This window comes from Prescottella soli (assembly GCF_040024445.1).
Lineage (GTDB): Bacteria > Actinomycetota > Actinomycetes > Mycobacteriales > Mycobacteriaceae > Prescottella > Prescottella soli.
In genome coordinates, this window is the sequence record NZ_CP157276.1 from 1,307,807 (window position 1) to 1,325,592 (window position 17,786).

Here is a 17,786-nt window from a genome sequence, read left to right on the forward strand (position 1 = left end):
ACTAGTCCTCGTTCATGGGCGGCAGGGCCTTGATCATCGGCGGGTCGTAGTCGACCTTGCCGAGCTTCGCGGCACCACCCGGCGAGCCGAGATCGTCGAAGAAATCGACGTTCGCGCTGACGTAACCGGTCCACTGGTCCGGAACGTCGTCCTCGTAGAAGATGGCCTCGACGGGGCAGACAGGCTCACACGCACCGCAGTCCACGCACTCGTCCGGATGGATGTAGAGCATGCGACCGCCCTCGTAGATGCAGTCGACCGGACACTCCTCGATACAGGCCTTGTCCAACACATCGACGCACGGTTCGGCAATCGTGTAGGTCACTGCTGCTCTCCCTGCCTTTCTGACACGGGCGCCGGGGCGCCTCGGCGAGCCGGCCGACGGGCTCCCGCCCGACGAACATCCGGAGTGTCCAGTATGAAGCGTTGCGGCCGCGACAATTCGGTTAGGGTGACCTCATATCGCGGCCCGAGGTGTCGTCAGGCCATCGGCAGGACCGTCGTCGGTTCCCGCAGCGCGTAGCTCGTCGTCCGCTCCCGGGCCGGGCGGCCGATCCCCTCCGCGATCGTGCGCAGCTCCGCGACCGTCTTCTCCGATCCGTGCTGCGAGCCCGCCATCCGCGAGATGGTCTCCTCCATCAGTGTGCCACCCAGATCGTTCGCGCCACCCTGCAGCATCGCCTGCGTGCCCGCGATGCCGAGCTTGACCCAGCTGGTCTGGATGTTGGCGATCCGCCCGTGCAACATGATCCGCGCGAGCGCATGCGCCGCCCGGTTGTCGCGCTGTGTCGGTCCCGGTCGCGACGCGCCCGCCAGGTACAGCGGCGCGCTCTGGTGCACGAACGGCAGCAGCACGAACTCGGTGAATCCCCCGGTCCGGTCCTGGATGCCGCGGATCACCCGCAGGTGGCCGACCCAGTGCTTGGGGCTGTCCACGTGGCCGTACATCATCGTCGAGCTCGAGCGCAGACCCACCTCGTGCGCGGTGGTGATGACGTCGATCCACGCCGACGTCGGCAACTTGCCCTTCGTGAGGACCCACCGCACCTCGTCGTCGAGGATCTCCGCGGCCGTGCCCGGGATGGTGTCGAGCCCGGCGGCCTTGAGCTCGGTGAGCCAGTCCCGGACGCTCTGGCCGCCGCGGGAGGCGCCGTTGACGATCTCCATCGGGCTGAACGCGTGCACGTGCATCGCCGGCACTCGGCGCTTGACCGCCCGCACCAGGTCGGAGTAGCCGGTTACCGGCAGCTCGGGGTCGATGCCGCCCTGCATGCACACCTCGGTCGCGCCGGCGACGTGCGCCTCCCACGCCCGGTCGGCCACCTCCTCGGCCGACAACGTGAAGGCGTCCGCGTCGCCCTTGCGCTGCGCGAACGCGCAGAACCGGCAGCCGGTGTAGCAGATGTTGGTGAAGTTGATGTTCCGGTTCACGACGTACGTGACGTCGTCGCCGACGGCCTCCTTGCGCAGCGCGTCGGCGAGCGCGACGACCGCCTCCAGTCCGTCGCCGTCCGCGGTCGCGAGCGCGAGGTACTCGTCGTCGGTCAGCGCGGCCGGGTCGCGTTCGGCGCTGCGCAGCGCGGCCAGCACATCCGTGTCGACCCGCGTCGGCGCGGCGCGGCCCAGCTCGAGGACCTGCTCCCGCACGGTCTCCCAGTCGCCGAACGCGCTCCCGAGGTCGGACCGCGTCTCGGTGTTGCGACCGTCGGTGTCGATCTCGGTGTTGAGGTCGACCCGGCCCGACGACACCCACTCCTCGTCCGGTTCCTGCCACGGCAGCCCCACGGGCTTCACGCCCTCGCGGGCCAGACCGGTCTCCGGGTCCGCGAGCGCGCGGACGTGCACCCCGATCCGCGGGTCGATCCACGGATGTCCGGCCAGGACGTACTGCGGTTGCGCCGCGGTCCGCTCGACGAGGGTGTACCCGGCGCGCGCGGTGATCTCGGCGAGCGTGTCCAGGTTGGGCCACGGCCGCTCCGGGTTCACGTGATCGGGGGTGAGCGGCGAGACGCCGCCCCAGTCGTCGACGCCGGCGCCGATCAGCGCGAGACACTCCGCCTCCGAGACCAGGTTCGGCGGCGACTGGATCCGCATGCCCGGGCCGAGCAGCAGGCGCGCGACCGCGATGGCCGCGAGGAACTCCTCGAGGTTCGCGTCGGGCGCGTCGCGCATCGCGGTGTCCGGCTTGGCCAGGAAGTTCTGCACGATCACTTCCTGCACGTGCCCGAAGGCCTTGTGCAGCTTGCGGATCGCCATGATCGAGTCGGCGCGCTCCGCGTAGCTCTCGCCGATGCCGACCAGGATGCCGGTCGTGAACGGCACCGACAGTCGGCCCGCGTCGGTCAGCGTCCGCAGGCGCACCTCGGGATCCTTGTCGGGGCTGCCGTAGTGGCACTCCCCCTTGTCGGTGAACAGGCGCTTCGACGTGGTCTCGAGCATCATCCCCATCGACGGCGCGACGGGCTTGAGCCGGGAGATCTCCTCCCAGCTCATGACACCCGGGTTGAGGTGCGGCAGCAGGCCGGTCTCCTCGAGCACCCGGATCGCCATCGCCCGCACGTAGTCCAGGGTGGAGTCGTAGCCGCGCTCGTCGAGCCACTGCTTGGCCTCCGGCCAGCGATCCTCCGGCCGGTCGCCGAGCGTGAACAGCGCCTCCTTGCAACCCAATTCGGCGCCCTGGCGCGCGATGTCGAGGATCTCGTCCGGCTCCAGGTACATCCCGTGACCCGCGGCGCGCAGCTTGCCGGGCACCGTGACGAACGTGCAGTAGTGGCACTTGTCCCGGCACAGGCGCGTGATCGGGACGAACACCTTGCGCGAGTACGACACCGTCTTCGGCCGACCCGCCGCGACCAGGCCGGCGTCGCGCACCTTCGCGGCCGACGCGCACAGGTCCTCGAGGTCGGCGCCGCGCGCGTGCAGCAGCGTGGTGGCCTCGTCGACGTTGAGCGTCGCGCCGTCCCGCGCCCGACGCAGGACACGCCGCATCGCACTCGCGGACGGGGCTTCGATGTGCCCGGAACGCCCCGGAACCGACGGAATCGGCAGGATCGTGGACCGATCGGTGTCATCGCTCGTGTGACTCACCCGACGATCATGCGCCACCGACCGGGCAACCTGCCACCGTGGGTCCCCAGTCGCCCTGGCTATCCGTGCGGGTAATCCTCGTCGGCGGGGACGCTGCGTCGCTGCTCGGCGGCGTCGGCCGGATCGACCTCGAGCGGCGTCGACTCGGGCGTCGACTCGTCACGCTCGTCGTCGGTGTCGGCGGGGGTCATCTGCTCGACGAGGTCGGCCTCGGAGACGTCCGGGGACGCCGAAGACTCGGCAGCCTCCACGTCGTTCTCGGTGTCATCGGTTTCGAACGGAACCATCACGACCACCTCCCGTCTCGACAGACAGCGCAGCCCTGTCCGGCCACCTCCACCATAGGACGCCGCGCGCCGCCTCGGGCAGGATGAAACCGTGAGTTTCCCTCCCGACCCAACCCTTCCCCGGACGGTGTCGATGGCCGACCCGAAGTGGCGACCGAGCACCCGGGCGCCGCGGCTGTGGGCCACGACGGCCGCCCTGCTCTGGCTGCCGGTCTTCCTCGCGCAGATCGTGTGGGCAGTCGTGGACGGCAACTGGACCACGTGGCCGCACGTCACGGTGTTCGCGGCGACGCTGGTCGCCGCCGCCGTCGATCTCCTCGTCGTGCCGCGGTGGCGGTATCGCGTGCATCGGTGGGAGATCAGCGCCGACGCGGTCTACACCCGCACCGGCTGGTTCAACCAGGAGCGTCGCATCGCCCCGATCACGCGCATCCAGACCGTCGACACCGAACGCGGCCCCCTCGACCGGCTGTTCGGCCTCGCGACGGTCACCGTCACCACGGCCTCGTCGGCTGGCGCCGTCAAGATCGCGGCGCTCGACCTCGACGTCGCCGACCGTGCCGTCGAACACCTCACGGAGATCGCTGCTGCCGCCGCCGGGGACGCCACGTGACCGTCCCCGTCGAACAGTCCGGGGCGGGCGCCCTCGCGGTCGAGGAGGAGCAGCCGTGGCTGCGGCTCGACAAGCGGATGCTGCTGGTGCACCCCGTCAACGAGGTCCTGAAGCTGCTGCCGGTGATCGCGGTGTCGTGGATCGTCGGCAGCCGCAGCGGCAATCACTACTGGGGGCTGGCCGCTGTCGCCGCGCTCGTCGTGTACGGCGTGCTGCGCTGGTTCACCACGACGTACCGCATCGGGCCGGTGCACGTGCAGCTGCGCCGCGGGGTGTTCCAGAAGAAGGTGCTCTCGGTCCCCCGCAGCCGGATCCGGTCCGTCGACGTCGAGGCCCGCGTCCTGCACCGCCTGCTCGGGCTGGCGGTGGTCCGGATCGGGACGGGTCGACAGACCGCCCGCCACGAGGAGCGGTTCGAACTCGACGCCCTCGACGCGTCGCTCGTCCCGGCGATGCGCGCCGCGTTGCTGGCCGGTCACGAACGGCCCGCCGAGACCGCGGAGCAGGTCGCCGCACCGGACGTCCCGGCAGGCGCCGAGATCGGCCACTGGTCGCCGTCCTGGGTCAGGTACGCCCCGTTCTCCGTCACCGGTCTGATCGCGATCGGCGCCTTCGTCGGCATCATCTTCCAGTACGGCCTGGCCGAGCGGATCGCCCACTCGCCCGCCCTCGAGAACGGGTTCGACTCCGCCGAGCGCGCCGGGACGTTGGTGCTGGCGCTGCTGGGCCTGCTCGCGCTGATCGTGCTGTTCGTCGCCGCGTCCGTCCTCGCGTGCGTGCGCTACCTCGTCGTCTACGGACGCATGACGGTCACCGACAACGGGCGGACCCTGCACGTGAGCCACGGCCTGCTGCGGACCAGGCAGACCACCCTCGACCGTGCCCGGCTGCGGGGAACGACGCTGAAGGAGCCCCTGCTGCTGCGCCTCGCGGGCGGCGCCGCGCTCGACGCGATCATGACCGGCGTCAGCGCCGAGCACCGCGAGTCGTCACTGCTGCTGCCGCAGAGCCCGCGCGCCGAGGCGACGCGGGTGATGGCGACCGTCCTCGGCGACGACCGGCAGGCCGACATCCCGCTCGCCGCGCACGGCCCGGCCGCGCGCCGTCGCCGGTACACCCGGGCGCTGTGGCCGGCGGCCCTCGCCGCGGTGATCGCCGCCGGGTTCGCCGTCGCCGGCCGACACGTGCCGTGGCCCGCGTGGACGGGCGTCGTGGTGCTCGCGCTGGCCGGTGCGGGACTGGCCTGGGACCGCTACCGCGGCCTCGGCCACGCGGTGCTGCCGGGCTGGCTGATCACCCGCAGCGGTTCGCTCGACCGTCGCCGCGACGCCGTCGAGGCCGCCGGCATCATCGGATGGACGGTGCGGCAGACGTTCTTCCAGCGTCGCGTCGGTGTCGCCACCGTGATCGCCGCCACCCCGGCGGGGACCGGCAAGTACGTGGTGCACGACCTTCCCGTCGAGCAGGCGTGGGCGCTCGTCGAGGCCGTCACCCCGGGTGCGGGCGGGATCTGGCGGCGGCCGGCCTAACGGATCGAGCTGCCGTGCTTCGTCAGCGGCATCACCTCGACGGTCATGTACGGGAAGAGCGGCAGGTTCCACAGGATCTCGTGGAGCTCGTCGGCCGAGTCGACATCGAAGATGCTGATGTTGCTGTACTGACCCACGATTCGCCACAGATGCGCCCACTTGCCCTGGCGCTGGAGCTCCTGTGAATATGCGCGCTCGCGCGTGATCGTCTCCTCGCGCACCGCGGGATCCAGATCGCGGGGAATGTCGACGTCCATCCGGACATGGAAGAGTGCCATGAAATTCTCCTCGTTTCTGCGTGCGTGGGATCAGTCGCGGGCGAGGTGCCGGACGACGTCCATGTCCAGTTCCACCCCGAGCCCGGGTCCCGGCGGCAGGTGGACCTGCCCCTCGGAGTAGTCGAGTGGCGTCTGCAACAGTTCGACGGCGAACAGCTGAGGGCCGAACAGTTCGGTTCCGAAGTTGATGCCCGGTTCGGCGCAGGCGAAGTGGATCGACGCGGCGGTGCCGATCGGGCCCTCGATGGAGGTGGCACCGTGGCAGCGGATGCCGGCCGCTTTCGCGACCGCGACAACCTCCTTGCTGCGTTGCAGCCCACCGCATTTCGTTGTCTTGAGGGCGATGACGTCGGCGGCGCCGAGTCGAGCGATCTCGAGTGCGTCGTGCGGCGTGTGTACCGATTCGTCGGCCATCACCGGTGCGGCGACGAGGTGGTTGAGTTCGGCGAGCACCTCGATCTGCTCGGCGGGGGTGGGCTGCTCGATCAGTTCGACGCCGCCGTCGACGAGTTCGGGCACTAAACGCAACGCGGTCAGACGGTCCCACCGCGCGTTGACGTCGATGCTCACGCCCGCCTTGCCGCCGAGCGACTGCGCGATCGCGACCACCCGCTCGGTGTCGACGGCCGGGTCCAGCGCACCCATCTTGAGCTTGAACGAGAAGTTCAGCCGCGCCTCCATCTTGTGCGCGACCTCCTCGAGGATCTCCTCGACCGGGGCGGCGCCGAGCGCCCAGCGGACGTCGACACCGGTGCGGAACGCGCCACCGAGCAGCGTGTGCACCCCGACGCCGAGGTGCCGGGCGTACGCGTCGTGCAGTGCGACGTCGACGGCGGCCTTCGCAAACCGCGCGTTCGCGACGATCTTCTCGAGATCCACCATGATGCCGGTGATCTCGTCGACACCCCGGCCGACGATGTACGGCGCGATGTAGCGGTCGACGATCACCTTCATCGTCTCGACGGATTCACCACCCCACCAGGGCCCGCCGGGGACCACGCCCTCGCCGTGGCCGGTGACGCCGCCGGCGGTGGTGATCGCGACGAGCAGGATCGGCTGCTTCTCGGCGGTGGTGGTGGCGAACTTGTGCGGACGCACCAGGGGCACGTCGATGATGGTCGTCTCGACGGAGACGATGGCGAGATCGGGGTCGGGCATCGAAACAGCTCTCAATCGGATCGGGAAGCACCGAATGCCGGTGCCCCAGGGGGACACCGGCATTCGCTTCGGCTCAGGCCTCGGGGTCGAGTGCGAAGTTGTAGGTCACGTAGTTCTTGCCGTCGTCCCCGGCCTTCGGGTCGAGGATCAGTTCCGGCTTGGTCGCGGTCGCGACGTCGTTCTCGAGCCACTGACCGCCCGCGAAGTACAGCTGGGTCGTGATGGCCTCCTTGCCGGGCGCCTTCACCATCAGATGCAGGTGCGCCGGCCGCCACGGGTGACCACCGTAGGACTCGATGAACCAGCCCGTCGGTCCGTCGTGCGGGATCTGGTACGGCGCAGGCTGAATCGTCGCGATCTCGTAGCGGCCCTCGTCGTCGCAGACGATGGTGCCGCGCAGGTTCCACTCCGGCAGGTTCGGCGCGAACTGCGAGTAGAAGCCGTCCTCGTCGGCGTGCCAGAGTTCCACGGTGGCGCCGGCGAGACCGTTGCCCGCGAGGTCCGTGACCTGGCCGGAGAACACCAACGGGGTTGCCTGCGCATCCTTCTCGGTCATCGGCATCGTGCACGTGGACGGCAGCTCGGGCGCGTTCGCGACGTAGTACGGGCCCTCGATGCTGCCCTTGGTACCCGCGAGGGCGTTGCGGCTGTAGTTGACGTCCTCGATCTCGTGTTCGACGAACACGTCCAGCCACAGAGGCACCTCGCCGTACTCACCGACGTCGATGATCCACTGCTTGACCACCCGGTACTCGTCGTAGGTGACCTCGTGCCGGTGGATGATCTCCCCCAGCGCGCTCAGCACGTCCCGGTAGATCGCACCGGCCCGCTCGGGCGACGTGTCACACGAGACACGGGCGGTCTTGAACTTGTCGGTGGCCGCGTTGCCGGATGCATGCGCCGTCGCAACGGCGGTATCGGTGTCTGTCATGGATCCTCCTGGTCGAGGGTTCGGACGATGCAGTCGAGAAGTCGTGGGATCGAGGGCGGGTTTCGCCTCCCCGATGGGAGTACGCTATGCGTACACTTGATTCGCAGGGCGTACACGCTGTGCGTGTAGATACTGTGCGTCGAGTCACACACTTTGTCAACAGCCGGCGGCCCCGCCGGCGCGGAAAGGCTTGCGAGGAGCGCCGATGGCCCACGACGAACGCGACTTCATCCAGAGCATCGAACGGGGATTCGCCGTGCTGCTGGCCTTCGACGAGCACGACCCCGAGCCGTCGCTGGCCGAACTGGCTGCCAAGACGGAACTCTCGCGGCCCGCGGTCCGTCGCATCCTGCTGACGCTGCAGCGACTCGGCTACGTGAGTGCGAACGGCAGCCGCTGGTCGCTCACCCCCCGGGTGCTGAGCATCGGCCAGCACTACTCCGCATCCCACGGACTGGCGGACGCCGCCATGCCGCGCCTCGTCGAGCTGTCCGAGCGCACCGGCGAGTCGGCTTCGCTCGGCGTGCTCGACGACACCGACGTCGTCTACGCGGCACGAGTACCCGTGCGACGGATCATGAGCATCAACGTGTCCGTCGGCACCCGAGTGCCCGCCTACGCCACGTCGATGGGCCGCGCCCTGCTCGCGTGGGCGCCGACGGAAACCGTCGACCGTGTCATCGCCGCGACCCACTTCGACAAGCTGGCCTCGGCGACCGTCGGCACGCCCGACGACCTGCGCACCGAACTGGCCCGAGTGCGCGACCAGGGGTTCGCACTGACCGCCGCCGAACTCGAAGAGGGCCTGATCTCGCTCGCCGCCCCCGTCCACGACGCGTCGGGCGCGGTCGTCGCGGTGACCGCGTGCTCCACCTCGTCCGGACGGAACACGCCCGAACAGTTCCGCGACGCGGCCGCGCCACACGTCGTCGAGGCCGCGAAGGCGCTCAGCGCAGACCTCGGCCACCGCGGATGATCCGACCCGAGAACCTCAGGAACGCAACGTGATCGAGGGGGCACATCCGTACTTGCGTCGATAGGCGGCCGCAAACCGTCCGGTGTGGGTGATGCCCCAGCGCACGGCGACGTCGGTCACGGACGTGACCGACGGGTGGCCCGCCACCAGGTCGTCGTGGATCCGCGAGAGCCGAACATCCAGCAGGTAGTCCCGCGGACACATGCCGAGGTACTCGCGGAACCCCTCCTGCAACCGCCGCACACTCACGCCCGCAGCCTCCGCCATGTCGCCCGAGGTCCACGCGAGGGACGGATCCTCGTCGATCCGGTCGAGTACCCGCTTGACGATCCGCGGCCGCGGCGCCGCCGCCGGATCGCCGGGCATCACCGCGAGCACGAACGCGCTGGTGATCGCCCCCGACAGCTGTTCGGCGACAACCGGGGTCTGCCACAGTCCCTCACCGCCCCGCACCTGCTGGACGATCGAGTTCAGCAACCCCATCCAGTTCCGCCCGGCGGCCGTCGACAGATCCACCTGATCGGGCAGCCGGCGATCGGGACGGCCGAGGACGCGCGTGATCTCGCGGTGCAGATACTCGCGATCGATCCGGACGCCGACGATCTCGCAGTCCTCGGTCCACCGCGTGATGGCGGCCGGGGTGTCCGGCCGGAACACCGACGCCGTCCCCACACCCGAGACCACCGCGCTGCCGGCACTCTCGGATTCGATCCGACCCGAGAGCGGAATGTTCACCGCGTACCCACCGGGATGCTCCGTGTCCACGGAAACCTCTGCTCCCCAACCGATCCGAGCCAGGCGTAGCGGGCCAATCCGGGTCGCCCGCAGGTTGAGGTGCGGCCCCGAACCCGCCGACAGCGGCGACAGGTCGTGCGGGAAGTACGCGTCCGAGACCACGTTCTCCGCCTCGCCCCAATCACCCGGATCGGCGGTCCCGTTCATCGCCATCGCCTCGCACCTTCCCGTCCCGTCCAATTCGGGACTTCGGCCCCAGTGTGATCGGGAACACCTCCCCTGGCAACAACGAGCCATCGAACCGACCGCGCATTCCGGATAGCGAGGCCGCTCAGCGGATCGCCGACCCGGACCGAATCGACCTATGGTCTCCGTCACAGTCAACGACCACCAGCAAGGAGCCCGACATGGATTCGCGTCGACTGCGAAACATATTCGGACAGTTCGCAAGTGGGGTCACCGTCATCACCTGCGCCAAGCAGGACGGCACACCCCACGGCGCCACGGTGACGGCCTTCACCGCAGTCTCGCTCGAACCACGACTGTGCCAGGTGACCCTGACCCGGACGTCCAAGGCGTGTTCGTTCCTGTCCGGCGCCCCGTTCGCTGTCAACATCCTCGCCGCGGACCAGACCGACGTCGCGCTCCACTTCGCCGGTCGCCCGCAGTCTCCCGAACCGGTATGGGTCCAGGGGCCCACCGCACCCGTGCTGGCCGGCAGCGCCGCCACCCTGTCGTGTGTTCCCTGGCGCGAGTACGACGGCGGCGATCACGTGATCTTCATCGGCGAGATCGTCGACGCCCAGTGCCGGGAAACCGATCCATTGCTGTTCTACCGCAGCACGTTTCACGATCTCGGTGCGCCGAGCGGGAACGCGGCCTGGAACGGATCGATGGACGATCCGCATCGAGGCTGGTTCGACGCCACCGCCACCTTCACGCCCATGCACCTGTCCGGTGCGACCAACTGACCGACCCCCTCACGCAGGAGAGACGATGACCACCACCGAACCCCGCCCCACCGCGCCCGACGTCGACCGCTCGAAGGTCAACGTCGCGGCGGACTCCGAGGCGAACCGGACCACGAACTTCGCGTCCCGGCCCATGACCGGCGACGAGTACATCGAGTCGATCAAGGACGGCCGCGAGATCTACCTGCACGGCGAGAAGGTGAAGGAGTTCTGGAACCACCCCGCGTTCCGGAACTCCATCCGGATGACGGCCCGCCTGTACGACGCCCTGCACACCGGTGAGCACGTCGACACGCTGACGTGCCCCACCGACACCGGCAACGGCGGCGTGACGATGCCGTTCTTCCGCACCCCCAAGTCGTCCGACGACCTGCTGAAGGAGCGGGACGCGATCGCCACCTGGGCGCGCATGACGTACGGCTGGATGGGGCGCTCGCCCGACTACAAGGCCTCCTTCCTCGGCACCCTCGCCGCCAACAGCGAGCTGTACGCGCCCTTCCAGGACAACGCCAAGCGCTGGTACCGGGAGTCGCAGGAGAAGGTCCTCTACTGGAACCACGCGATCATCAACCCGCCGGTGGACCGGCAACTGCCGCCCGACCAGGTCGGCGACGTGTTCATGAAGGTGGAGAAGGAGACCGACGCCGGCCTGATCGTCTCCGGCGCGAAGGTGGTGGCGACCGGATCGGCGATCACCAACTACAACTTCATCGCGCACTACGGCCTGCCGATCAAGAAGAAGGAGTACGCGCTGATCTGTACGGTGCCGATGGACGCACCGGGCATCAAGCTCATCTCCCGCGCCTCCTACTCGCAGAACGCCGCGGTCGTCGGATCGCCGTTCGACTATCCCCTCTCGAGCCGGATGGACGAGAACGACGCCATCTTCATCTTCGACAAGGTGCTGGTGCCCTGGGAGAACGTCTTCATGTACGGCGACGTCGAGAAGATCAACGCGTTCTTCCCGCAGTCCGGCTTCCTGCCGCGGTTCACCTTCCAGGGCTGCACCCGTCTCGCGGTCAAGCTCGACTTCATCGCCGGACTGCTGATGAAGGCCCTCGACTGCACCGGCGCCGGCGGCTTCCGCGGCGTGCAGACGCGGGTCGGCGAAGTGATCGGCTGGCGCAACCTGTTCTGGTCCCTGAGCGAATCGATGGCGCGCGACCCGGAAGCGTGGATCGGTGACACCGTCATCCCCAAGCTCGAATACGGCCTGACGTACCGGATGTTCATGATCCAGGGCTACCCGCGGATCAAGGAGATCATCGAGCAGGACGTCGCGTCCGGACTCATCTACCTGCCCTCGAGCGCGGCCGACTTCAAGAATCCGGACGTGCGCCCCTACCTCGACAAGTACGTGCGCGGCAGCGACGGCATCACCGCCGTCGAGCGGGTGAAGGTCATGAAGGCGTTGTGGGATTCGATCGGCTCCGAGTTCGGCGGCCGCCACGAACTCTACGAACGCAACTACTCCGGCAACCACGAGAACGTCAAGGCCGAGTTGCTGTTCGCCGCCGAGAATCGCGGCGGGGTCTCCGCGATGAAGGGCCTGGCCGAACAGTTCATGAGCGAGTACGACCTCGACGGCTGGACCGTTCCGGACCTGATCGGGAACGACGACGTGACGGCCTTCTACCGCAAGTAGCGCCGTCTCGCGCCGTGCGGGGGTGGGGCCCCCACCCGCGCACGGGTCAGCCCTGGGCCTTCGCGATCAGCGACTCGAGACGCAGACGGAACAGATACAACCCCGCAGGCATCAGCGCCGCGACGAACAGCAGCAGCGTCCGCCAGTCCTGGAACACCAGCACGTCGCCACCCGGACCGCCGATCATGCACACCCCGAATCCGAACAGCCAACCGAAGAGCGGCAGCGCGGCGCCCAGCGCGCCGACGGCGAACTTGCGGGCCCCCAGCACCAGCAGCAGATTCACCACCGCGGCCACCAGGATCGTCACGGGGAACGGCGTCGTCCCGATGTACGCAGGCAGGAACAGTACCGACAGCACCGCGCAAAGGAACCCGTCGAACGTGAGCAGCGCCAGAGTCGTGCGGGACTCGGCAGTGGTCGGCCTGTCGGTGGCGGGACTCGGGGCGGTCATACCTCGATCGTCCCTTGTGGCCGCGCCGCCCGCGACAGTGGGGTCGGGGTCACGGCACCGGCGGATAGCCGAGCATCGTCAACAGTTCGCTCTGCTGATCCGCGAACGAATAGAGCGAGCCGAAATAGAGGTCGCGGTAGTACTGCGACATCGGCCGCAAGCTGTCCACGAACGCGACGATCGCGTTCTGCACGTCCCAGTTGTACATGCGCCGGCCCCTCCCGATCGACAACCCGAGACGCCGACGATCGGACCCCCACGATGCGTGGCGTGGGTCACAGCATACGGGGAACTGGGCGGCGGCAGGCCCGGGTCGGTTCCGGCGGTCACGTTGCCGGTTCACCTGCGTCTGTAACGCGGCAGAACCGGGGCCGATAAGCGAACCATCCGTTACGTTATGCGGGGGGATCGACCGTGAAGCGCATCTTTTCGTCGTGAGGACTCGTGAGTGCTGTCCCCTGACGAGCCGAAGATGCCGCGGCCGTATGAGGTTTCGGGCTCGATGTCGTTCTGGACGTAATTACGTCACACGCGGACAGTGCAGGCGGTGGCAACTCTTTTCGGGAAAGGCGTTTCGTGCGCATGGTGGTGGGGGGATTGGCGAAGTCGTTCGATGGCGCTTCCGCCTCTAGGGGTGATCGACGGACTTTGCGCGTTCGTGCGACGGGGAGTCTCGTCGCCGCCGCATCGGTACTGCTTGTTTGGTGCACCGGCAGCGTCGGTGCGACTGCAAGCGCAGCTTCGGCTTCCGCATCCGAGGATGGAGGGATTGTCGATCAGAAGCTGGCCTGGCACCCGTGCCCGGCAGATGTCGTCGAGCATGCACTTGCGGGGGACGGGTACGCGGCGGCCCGATCGGCAATCCTGTCAGGCTTGGAATGCGCTCGCGTCCGGACCCCACTCGACTGGGCCCACCCCGATGACGGTCGACAGGCCAGTTTCTGGGTTTCACGACTTCCCGGCACTCACCCCGGATCAGGCCCACTGCTCACAAGTTCCGGCGGCGCGGGCGCGGGCACCCTCCTCGATCCCTACAGCTTCTCCGGCGGGATGCCCGAACTGCGAAACTCGTTCGACCTGATCGGTTTCGATGCGCGAGGCACTTCGACGTCCTCGACGGCACAGTCGTGCGATCCCGGCATCTCAGGCGACCCTATTGTCCTCGGCACCAGCGCCAGGGATGGGTACGACGTCCTCGACACCGCTGGCCGGTCGATTGATCGGCAACTCGACGAAGCTCGACGGTGGACCGCCGCCTGCCTCGACCGAGCAGCCAAGACCGGCGACGATGCATCGACGGCACCGTACGTCAACTACTGGCAGACCGTTCGCGACCTCGACCTCGTCCGGCAACTGCTGGGTGCACCGAAATGGAGCTATCTCGGGGTATCGCAAGGAACGGCACTCGGACGCGAGCTGGCACGTACCTTCCCTGACCGCGTCGACAGGTGGGTGCTCGACTCCGTAGCCGACCCCGTCAAGAGTCCGAATGATGTTCTGCAAGAGCGGTATCGCTCACGGCAGCGCGCGGTCGAGTCGGAGTTCGCGCCTTGGGCTGCTGCGCAGGGCACAGTGCTCGGCGACACCGCTACGAAGGTCTTGTCGTCGATCGAGCAGCTTCGCGCCGATCTGGTTGTCCAGCCGATCCAGCTTCTCGGCGGCCAGAGGTTCACGGCGAACAACCTGAACTCCGTTCTGTTCGGCGTGGGCAATGCGGCGAACGAGGCCGTACTCGCCAAGCTCGTCACCATTCGTTCGGCTCGATCCGCGGGCACGTCCGTCGCATCGGTGCAAGCCGCGATCGGGATGTTCACACAGTTCCAGGCCTCACCGTTCATTGATCGTGAACTCGGCTCGGTCCTCGCAGGCGGGCCCCGCCAAGGATGGTGGACCGCGTTCAACTGCAACTCCGCCGATTGGAGCAAGGACACCGACGCGATCCTGGCAGAGCACCGAGAAGCTGCACAGGACGCGCCCCTGACGTACCTGGGCCTCGGATTCTCCGCCGCGTGCGCTCAGTGGCCGTATCCCGGACAGCAGGACCCGCAGACAGGGTTGGAACGGGTGCCGGGCATTCTGCTGCTGACGAACCAAGGCGACACCGTCACCCCCGCGAGTGGAGCGCACAACCTTCGTGATCGCATTCCAGGAGCGCGACTGGTGACCGTCGAGAGCAAGTCGGCGCACCTGGTGCTGCCTCAGCGGATGCCTTTCGGCCTACCGGGCGGCGTACCCGGAACCAGTTCGTGCGCAACCGCCACCGCTACCCGCTATCTGACAACCGGTGAGCTTCCCGTCGACGACCAAAGCTGCCAACCCGGCTAGGGCGTGTCCCCTGCTTGGTGCGGGACCGGCCGCGTCCCCGATCGGCCGGCGCGAGGACAAGGCTCGTGTGATTCGACAGATCCTGGACCGCTGTCAGGACCCGAGTCCGCCGAAGAGATCCCACTCGCGACCGTGCTCGTCGACCGGGCCGGCCTGTCCCCGGACCAACACGAAGTGCTCCTCGGTGAGGACCGGCTGGACGACGTCGTTCGACAGCGCGAACTCGGTGGCCGACGGCGCCACCGTCACCTGCGTCTCGTGGGCGCGCAGCGCCGCGAGCTTCGCCTCCATCACGCCCGAGACGTCCACCGCGGCGGTCACCGCGGAATCCGGCACGCTCGGCAGCTCGTCCGGTTGCGGCATCCGCCACCCGGCGGGGACGGTGTCGATCGCCGCGATGCCCGCCGCGAGCGCACTGTGCTCGGTGACCGTCCAGTAGAACTTCGCGACCTCCCACGGAGCACCCGCGCCGGGAAACGCCCCGGTGCCGGCGGCCTCGACCGCCGCCGTCGTGAGTCGGTGCGCCTGAACATGATCCGGGTGTCCGTATCCCCCGACGGGGTCGTACGTCACGACGACGTCGGGGCGCAGTTCGCGGATCACCGCCACCAGTGCGCCCACCGCCTCGTCCGGGTCGACGTTGACGAACGCGCGGGGGTTGCGCGCCGACGGCGTCCCCGCCATGCCCGAGTCGCGCCAGCGGCCGGCGCCGCCGAGGAACCGGGGTGCCGCCGCGCCCAGCGCCCGTAGCGCCCGGGTCAGTTCGAGGATCCGGTAGCCGCCCAGCTGGTCGGCGCGGTCGGCGACCAGACCGGCCCACCGGTCGCCGATCACCTCGCCCTCCTCGCCGAGGGTGCAGGTGAGCACCGTGACCTCGGCGCCGTCGGCCGCGCACCGGGCGATGGTGCCGCCGGTGGTCAGCGTCTCGTCGTCGGGATGCGCGTGCACGAACAGGATCCGTCGACCGCTCACCACGGCTGGTCCACCTCTACTCACTTCGACGTCCGGGTCCACATGGCGGCATCCGCGAAGATCCCGACCTGCACCGGACCGGTCAACGCGACACCCAGCACTCCGGGGCCCGCGGCGACGACGGTGTTGTCCTGCATCACCGGCAGCGTCACCGCCAGGTCCCACAGTCGCGGCTCGGCGTCCGCGATCACCCGGGCCGTGTCGGCCCGACCGCGCAGCGCCTCGTCGATCGCGGGTTGCAGCGTCGGATCACACAGACCCGACAAGTTGCTCGGGGCACGTCGCGTCGGCCCGGCATCGGGGGTCGACGACGGCTCCGACGACGGCTCGGGCGTCGCTACCGGCAGCGTCGACGGCAGGCACCCGAAGCGGGACGCGAGTGACGTCGCCGGATCCGAGCCGGCGCGCTCCCACCCGACCAGCGCGTCGACCTCCCCGGACGCCAGCGCGTCACCGTAGAGATCCTCGGCGCGCATCGCCCGGACCGACGCGGCGATCCCGGCGCCGCGCCACTGATCCGCGACGGTGTTCGCGACGGCGATCGCGATGTCGTCGTTCGCGGGGGCGCCGATCACCATCGTCAACTGCGCGTCACCGCGCATCATCCGACCCCGCGTCTGGGTCTCGGGGTCGATGTCCTGGGTGACGTTCGGGACGAGCTGGTAGCCGGCTGCTCCCAGCAGCCCGGACGCCTGCTCGCGGGTCGGCTGGGGCGGGGCCGTCGGGGCGTACCCGGGGTCGGACGGGGAGAGCACCTGCGCTCGCGCCGGCACCGCCGACGACTCGCTACCCGCGCCCACCGTGGCGAGCAGGTTCGGGTCGACCAGCCCGAGCAGGCCCTTGCGCACCTGCGCATCGGCGAGCTCGGGGACACGACCGTTGAGGGTCATCGACAGCACCCGCGGCTGCAACTCGGTGCCCGTGCGGACGTCGGGGATCACCGACAGCTGCGCGTGCGTCGCGCCGCTGCCGTGCACGCGCGCGACCTGCGCGTCGCCCGAACGCATGGAGTCGGCGAGCTGGGCGGGCGACCCGCCTCGGCGCATGAGGATCTGGTCGGGTTTGGCCGGGGTGTCCCAGAACCGGTCGTTGCGCTCGAGCACGATCTCGTCCCGGCCGCGGTCGACGGACTTGATGTGGAACCGTCCACCCGACACCGGGATGTTGTCGGACAGGCCCCGCGCGAACCCACCCGGCGTGTCCTTCACCAGGTGCGACGGCAGCAGGTCGGTGAACAGTTCCCGCCACGCCGGGTACGGCGCGGACAGCTTCACGGTCACGGTCTTGCCGCCCCCGGACGACTCGACGTCCTCGATCAACCCGTATCCGGCGGGGTCGACGACCCCGGGCTGGCTGATCATCTGCTGCCACAGGTACCGGAAGTCCTCGGCCGCGATCGGTGCACCGTCGGACCACTGGGCCTCGTTGCGCAACTGGTAGGTGATCGACGACGGCGCATCGGGCGCCGGCGGGTTGACCGTCGCCGACACCAGCACCGACGGATCGAGCACCCAGTCGGTGACGCCCGGCCGCGCCGGGTCCAGCACCGGGCGGAACGGGCTGGGCAGCACCAGCGAGCTCACCGCCGAGTTCGCGGGCGACTGATCGGCGAGCAGGTGCGGGTTGAACCCGATGCCCACGTCGTCGATCGCGACGAAGACGGTGTTCTTGGTGGGGACCGCCGTCGTGGGCTTGGGGCTGTCGGTGCTCTCGACCGGCGGCGGCGGGTTGGCGGTGCAGGCGGCGGCGGTCAGCACCATGCCGACCGCGACGGCCCCGACGACGCGTCGGCCCATCACCCCCGCGTTCCAGTGCAGCGCCACTA

At 69.0% G+C, this 17,786-nt stretch carries 17 protein-coding genes; 6 read left to right on the plus strand and 11 right to left on the minus strand.

What is annotated here, in order from left to right; all coding sequences use genetic code 11:
• Nucleotide 1 precedes the first annotated feature (1 nt).
• The 3 genes from fdxA to ABI214_RS06075 all read right to left on the minus strand — a co-directional run bounded on the left by fdxA (nt 2) and on the right by ABI214_RS06075 (nt 3,374).
• Nucleotides 2–325 carry a ferredoxin gene (gene fdxA / locus ABI214_RS06065; protein WP_348607289.1) on the minus strand — a complete coding sequence of 108 codons (324 nt, stop codon included), beginning with the start codon at nt 323–325 and terminating at the stop codon, nt 2–4.
• Nucleotides 326–480: 155 nt separating this feature from the next.
• Complete coding sequence (locus ABI214_RS06070) at nt 481–3,105, minus strand: bifunctional FO biosynthesis protein CofGH (protein WP_348607292.1); 2,625 nt, start codon at nt 3,103–3,105, stop codon at nt 481–483.
• A 41-nt stretch (nt 3,106–3,146) separates the two neighbouring features.
• On the minus strand, nt 3,147–3,374 hold the full coding sequence (locus ABI214_RS06075; RefSeq protein WP_348607295.1) for a hypothetical protein: 228 nt from the start codon (nt 3,372–3,374) through the stop codon (nt 3,147–3,149).
• Between the two features lie 133 nt (nt 3,375–3,507).
• Between ABI214_RS06075 and ABI214_RS06080 the strand changes: the two genes are divergently transcribed.
• The gene (locus tag ABI214_RS06080) at nt 3,508–3,987 is read left to right on the plus strand and encodes a PH domain-containing protein (protein ID WP_348611315.1); all 480 of its coding nucleotides are present in this window, start codon (nt 3,508–3,510) and stop codon (nt 3,985–3,987) included.
• On the plus strand, nt 3,984–5,516 hold the full coding sequence (locus ABI214_RS06085; RefSeq protein WP_408586045.1) for a PH domain-containing protein: 1,533 nt from the start codon (nt 3,984–3,986) through the stop codon (nt 5,514–5,516). Before ABI214_RS06080 ends, ABI214_RS06085 begins: the two co-directional genes overlap by 4 nt.
• Here ABI214_RS06085 and catC read toward each other — a convergent pair.
• From catC to catA, 3 genes are all read right to left on the minus strand, one after another.
• On the minus strand, nt 5,513–5,794 hold the full coding sequence (catC, locus tag ABI214_RS06090) for a muconolactone Delta-isomerase (protein WP_348607298.1): 282 nt from the start codon (nt 5,792–5,794) through the stop codon (nt 5,513–5,515). The genes ABI214_RS06085 and catC overlap by 4 nt on opposite strands.
• A gap of 30 nt (nt 5,795–5,824) precedes the next feature.
• On the minus strand, nt 5,825–6,952 hold the full coding sequence (locus ABI214_RS06095) for a muconate/chloromuconate family cycloisomerase (RefSeq protein ID WP_348607301.1): 1,128 nt from the start codon (nt 6,950–6,952) through the stop codon (nt 5,825–5,827).
• Between the two features lie 73 nt (nt 6,953–7,025).
• Nucleotides 7,026–7,883, minus strand: a complete 858-nt coding sequence (gene catA / locus ABI214_RS06100) for a catechol 1,2-dioxygenase (protein WP_348607304.1) — start codon at nt 7,881–7,883, stop codon at nt 7,026–7,028.
• A gap of 205 nt (nt 7,884–8,088) precedes the next feature.
• Between catA and ABI214_RS06105 the strand changes: the two genes are divergently transcribed.
• Nucleotides 8,089–8,859, plus strand: a complete 771-nt coding sequence (locus ABI214_RS06105; RefSeq protein WP_348607307.1) for an IclR family transcriptional regulator domain-containing protein — start codon at nt 8,089–8,091, stop codon at nt 8,857–8,859.
• A gap of 15 nt (nt 8,860–8,874) precedes the next feature.
• On the opposite strand, the gene ABI214_RS06110 is transcribed toward ABI214_RS06105, so the two are convergent.
• Entirely contained in the window at nt 8,875–9,801 is a 927-nt protein-coding gene (locus tag ABI214_RS06110) for an AraC family transcriptional regulator (RefSeq protein WP_348611321.1), read from the minus strand.
• Nucleotides 9,802–10,001: 200 nt separating this feature from the next.
• On the opposite strand from ABI214_RS06110, the gene ABI214_RS06115 reads away from it, so the two are divergent.
• Together ABI214_RS06115 and ABI214_RS06120 are read left to right on the plus strand one after the other, a co-directional pair.
• Nucleotides 10,002–10,565 (plus strand): flavin reductase family protein, encoded by a 564-nt coding sequence (locus ABI214_RS06115; RefSeq protein ID WP_348607310.1) that lies wholly within the window; start codon nt 10,002–10,004, stop codon nt 10,563–10,565.
• A gap of 25 nt (nt 10,566–10,590) precedes the next feature.
• Nucleotides 10,591–12,210: a 4-hydroxyphenylacetate 3-hydroxylase family protein gene (locus ABI214_RS06120; RefSeq protein ID WP_348607313.1), complete on the plus strand. Its 1,620-nt coding sequence runs from the start codon at nt 10,591–10,593 to the stop codon at nt 12,208–12,210.
• A gap of 46 nt (nt 12,211–12,256) precedes the next feature.
• On the opposite strand, the gene ABI214_RS06125 is transcribed toward ABI214_RS06120, so the two are convergent.
• Nucleotides 12,257–12,664, minus strand: a complete 408-nt coding sequence (locus tag ABI214_RS06125; protein ID WP_348607316.1) for a hypothetical protein — start codon at nt 12,662–12,664, stop codon at nt 12,257–12,259.
• A 49-nt stretch (nt 12,665–12,713) separates the two neighbouring features.
• A complete protein-coding gene (locus ABI214_RS06130; protein ID WP_348607319.1) occupies nt 12,714–12,872 on the minus strand; it encodes a hypothetical protein in 159 nt (52 codons plus the stop codon).
• Between the two features lie 374 nt (nt 12,873–13,246).
• Here ABI214_RS06130 and ABI214_RS06135 point away from each other — a divergent pair, with 374 nt between their 5' ends.
• Nucleotides 13,247–14,989 (plus strand): alpha/beta fold hydrolase, encoded by a 1,743-nt coding sequence (locus tag ABI214_RS06135; RefSeq protein ID WP_348611324.1) that lies wholly within the window; start codon nt 13,247–13,249, stop codon nt 14,987–14,989.
• A 93-nt stretch (nt 14,990–15,082) separates the two neighbouring features.
• On the opposite strand, the gene mshB is transcribed toward ABI214_RS06135, so the two are convergent.
• Together mshB and ABI214_RS06145 are read right to left on the minus strand one after the other, a co-directional pair.
• Nucleotides 15,083–15,961, minus strand: a complete 879-nt coding sequence (mshB, locus tag ABI214_RS06140; RefSeq protein WP_348607321.1) for an N-acetyl-1-D-myo-inositol-2-amino-2-deoxy-alpha-D-glucopyranoside deacetylase — start codon at nt 15,959–15,961, stop codon at nt 15,083–15,085.
• A gap of 20 nt (nt 15,962–15,981) precedes the next feature.
• A complete protein-coding gene (locus tag ABI214_RS06145; RefSeq protein ID WP_348611327.1) occupies nt 15,982–17,757 on the minus strand; it encodes an ABC transporter family substrate-binding protein in 1,776 nt (591 codons plus the stop codon).
• Nucleotides 17,758–17,786 lie beyond the last annotated feature (29 nt).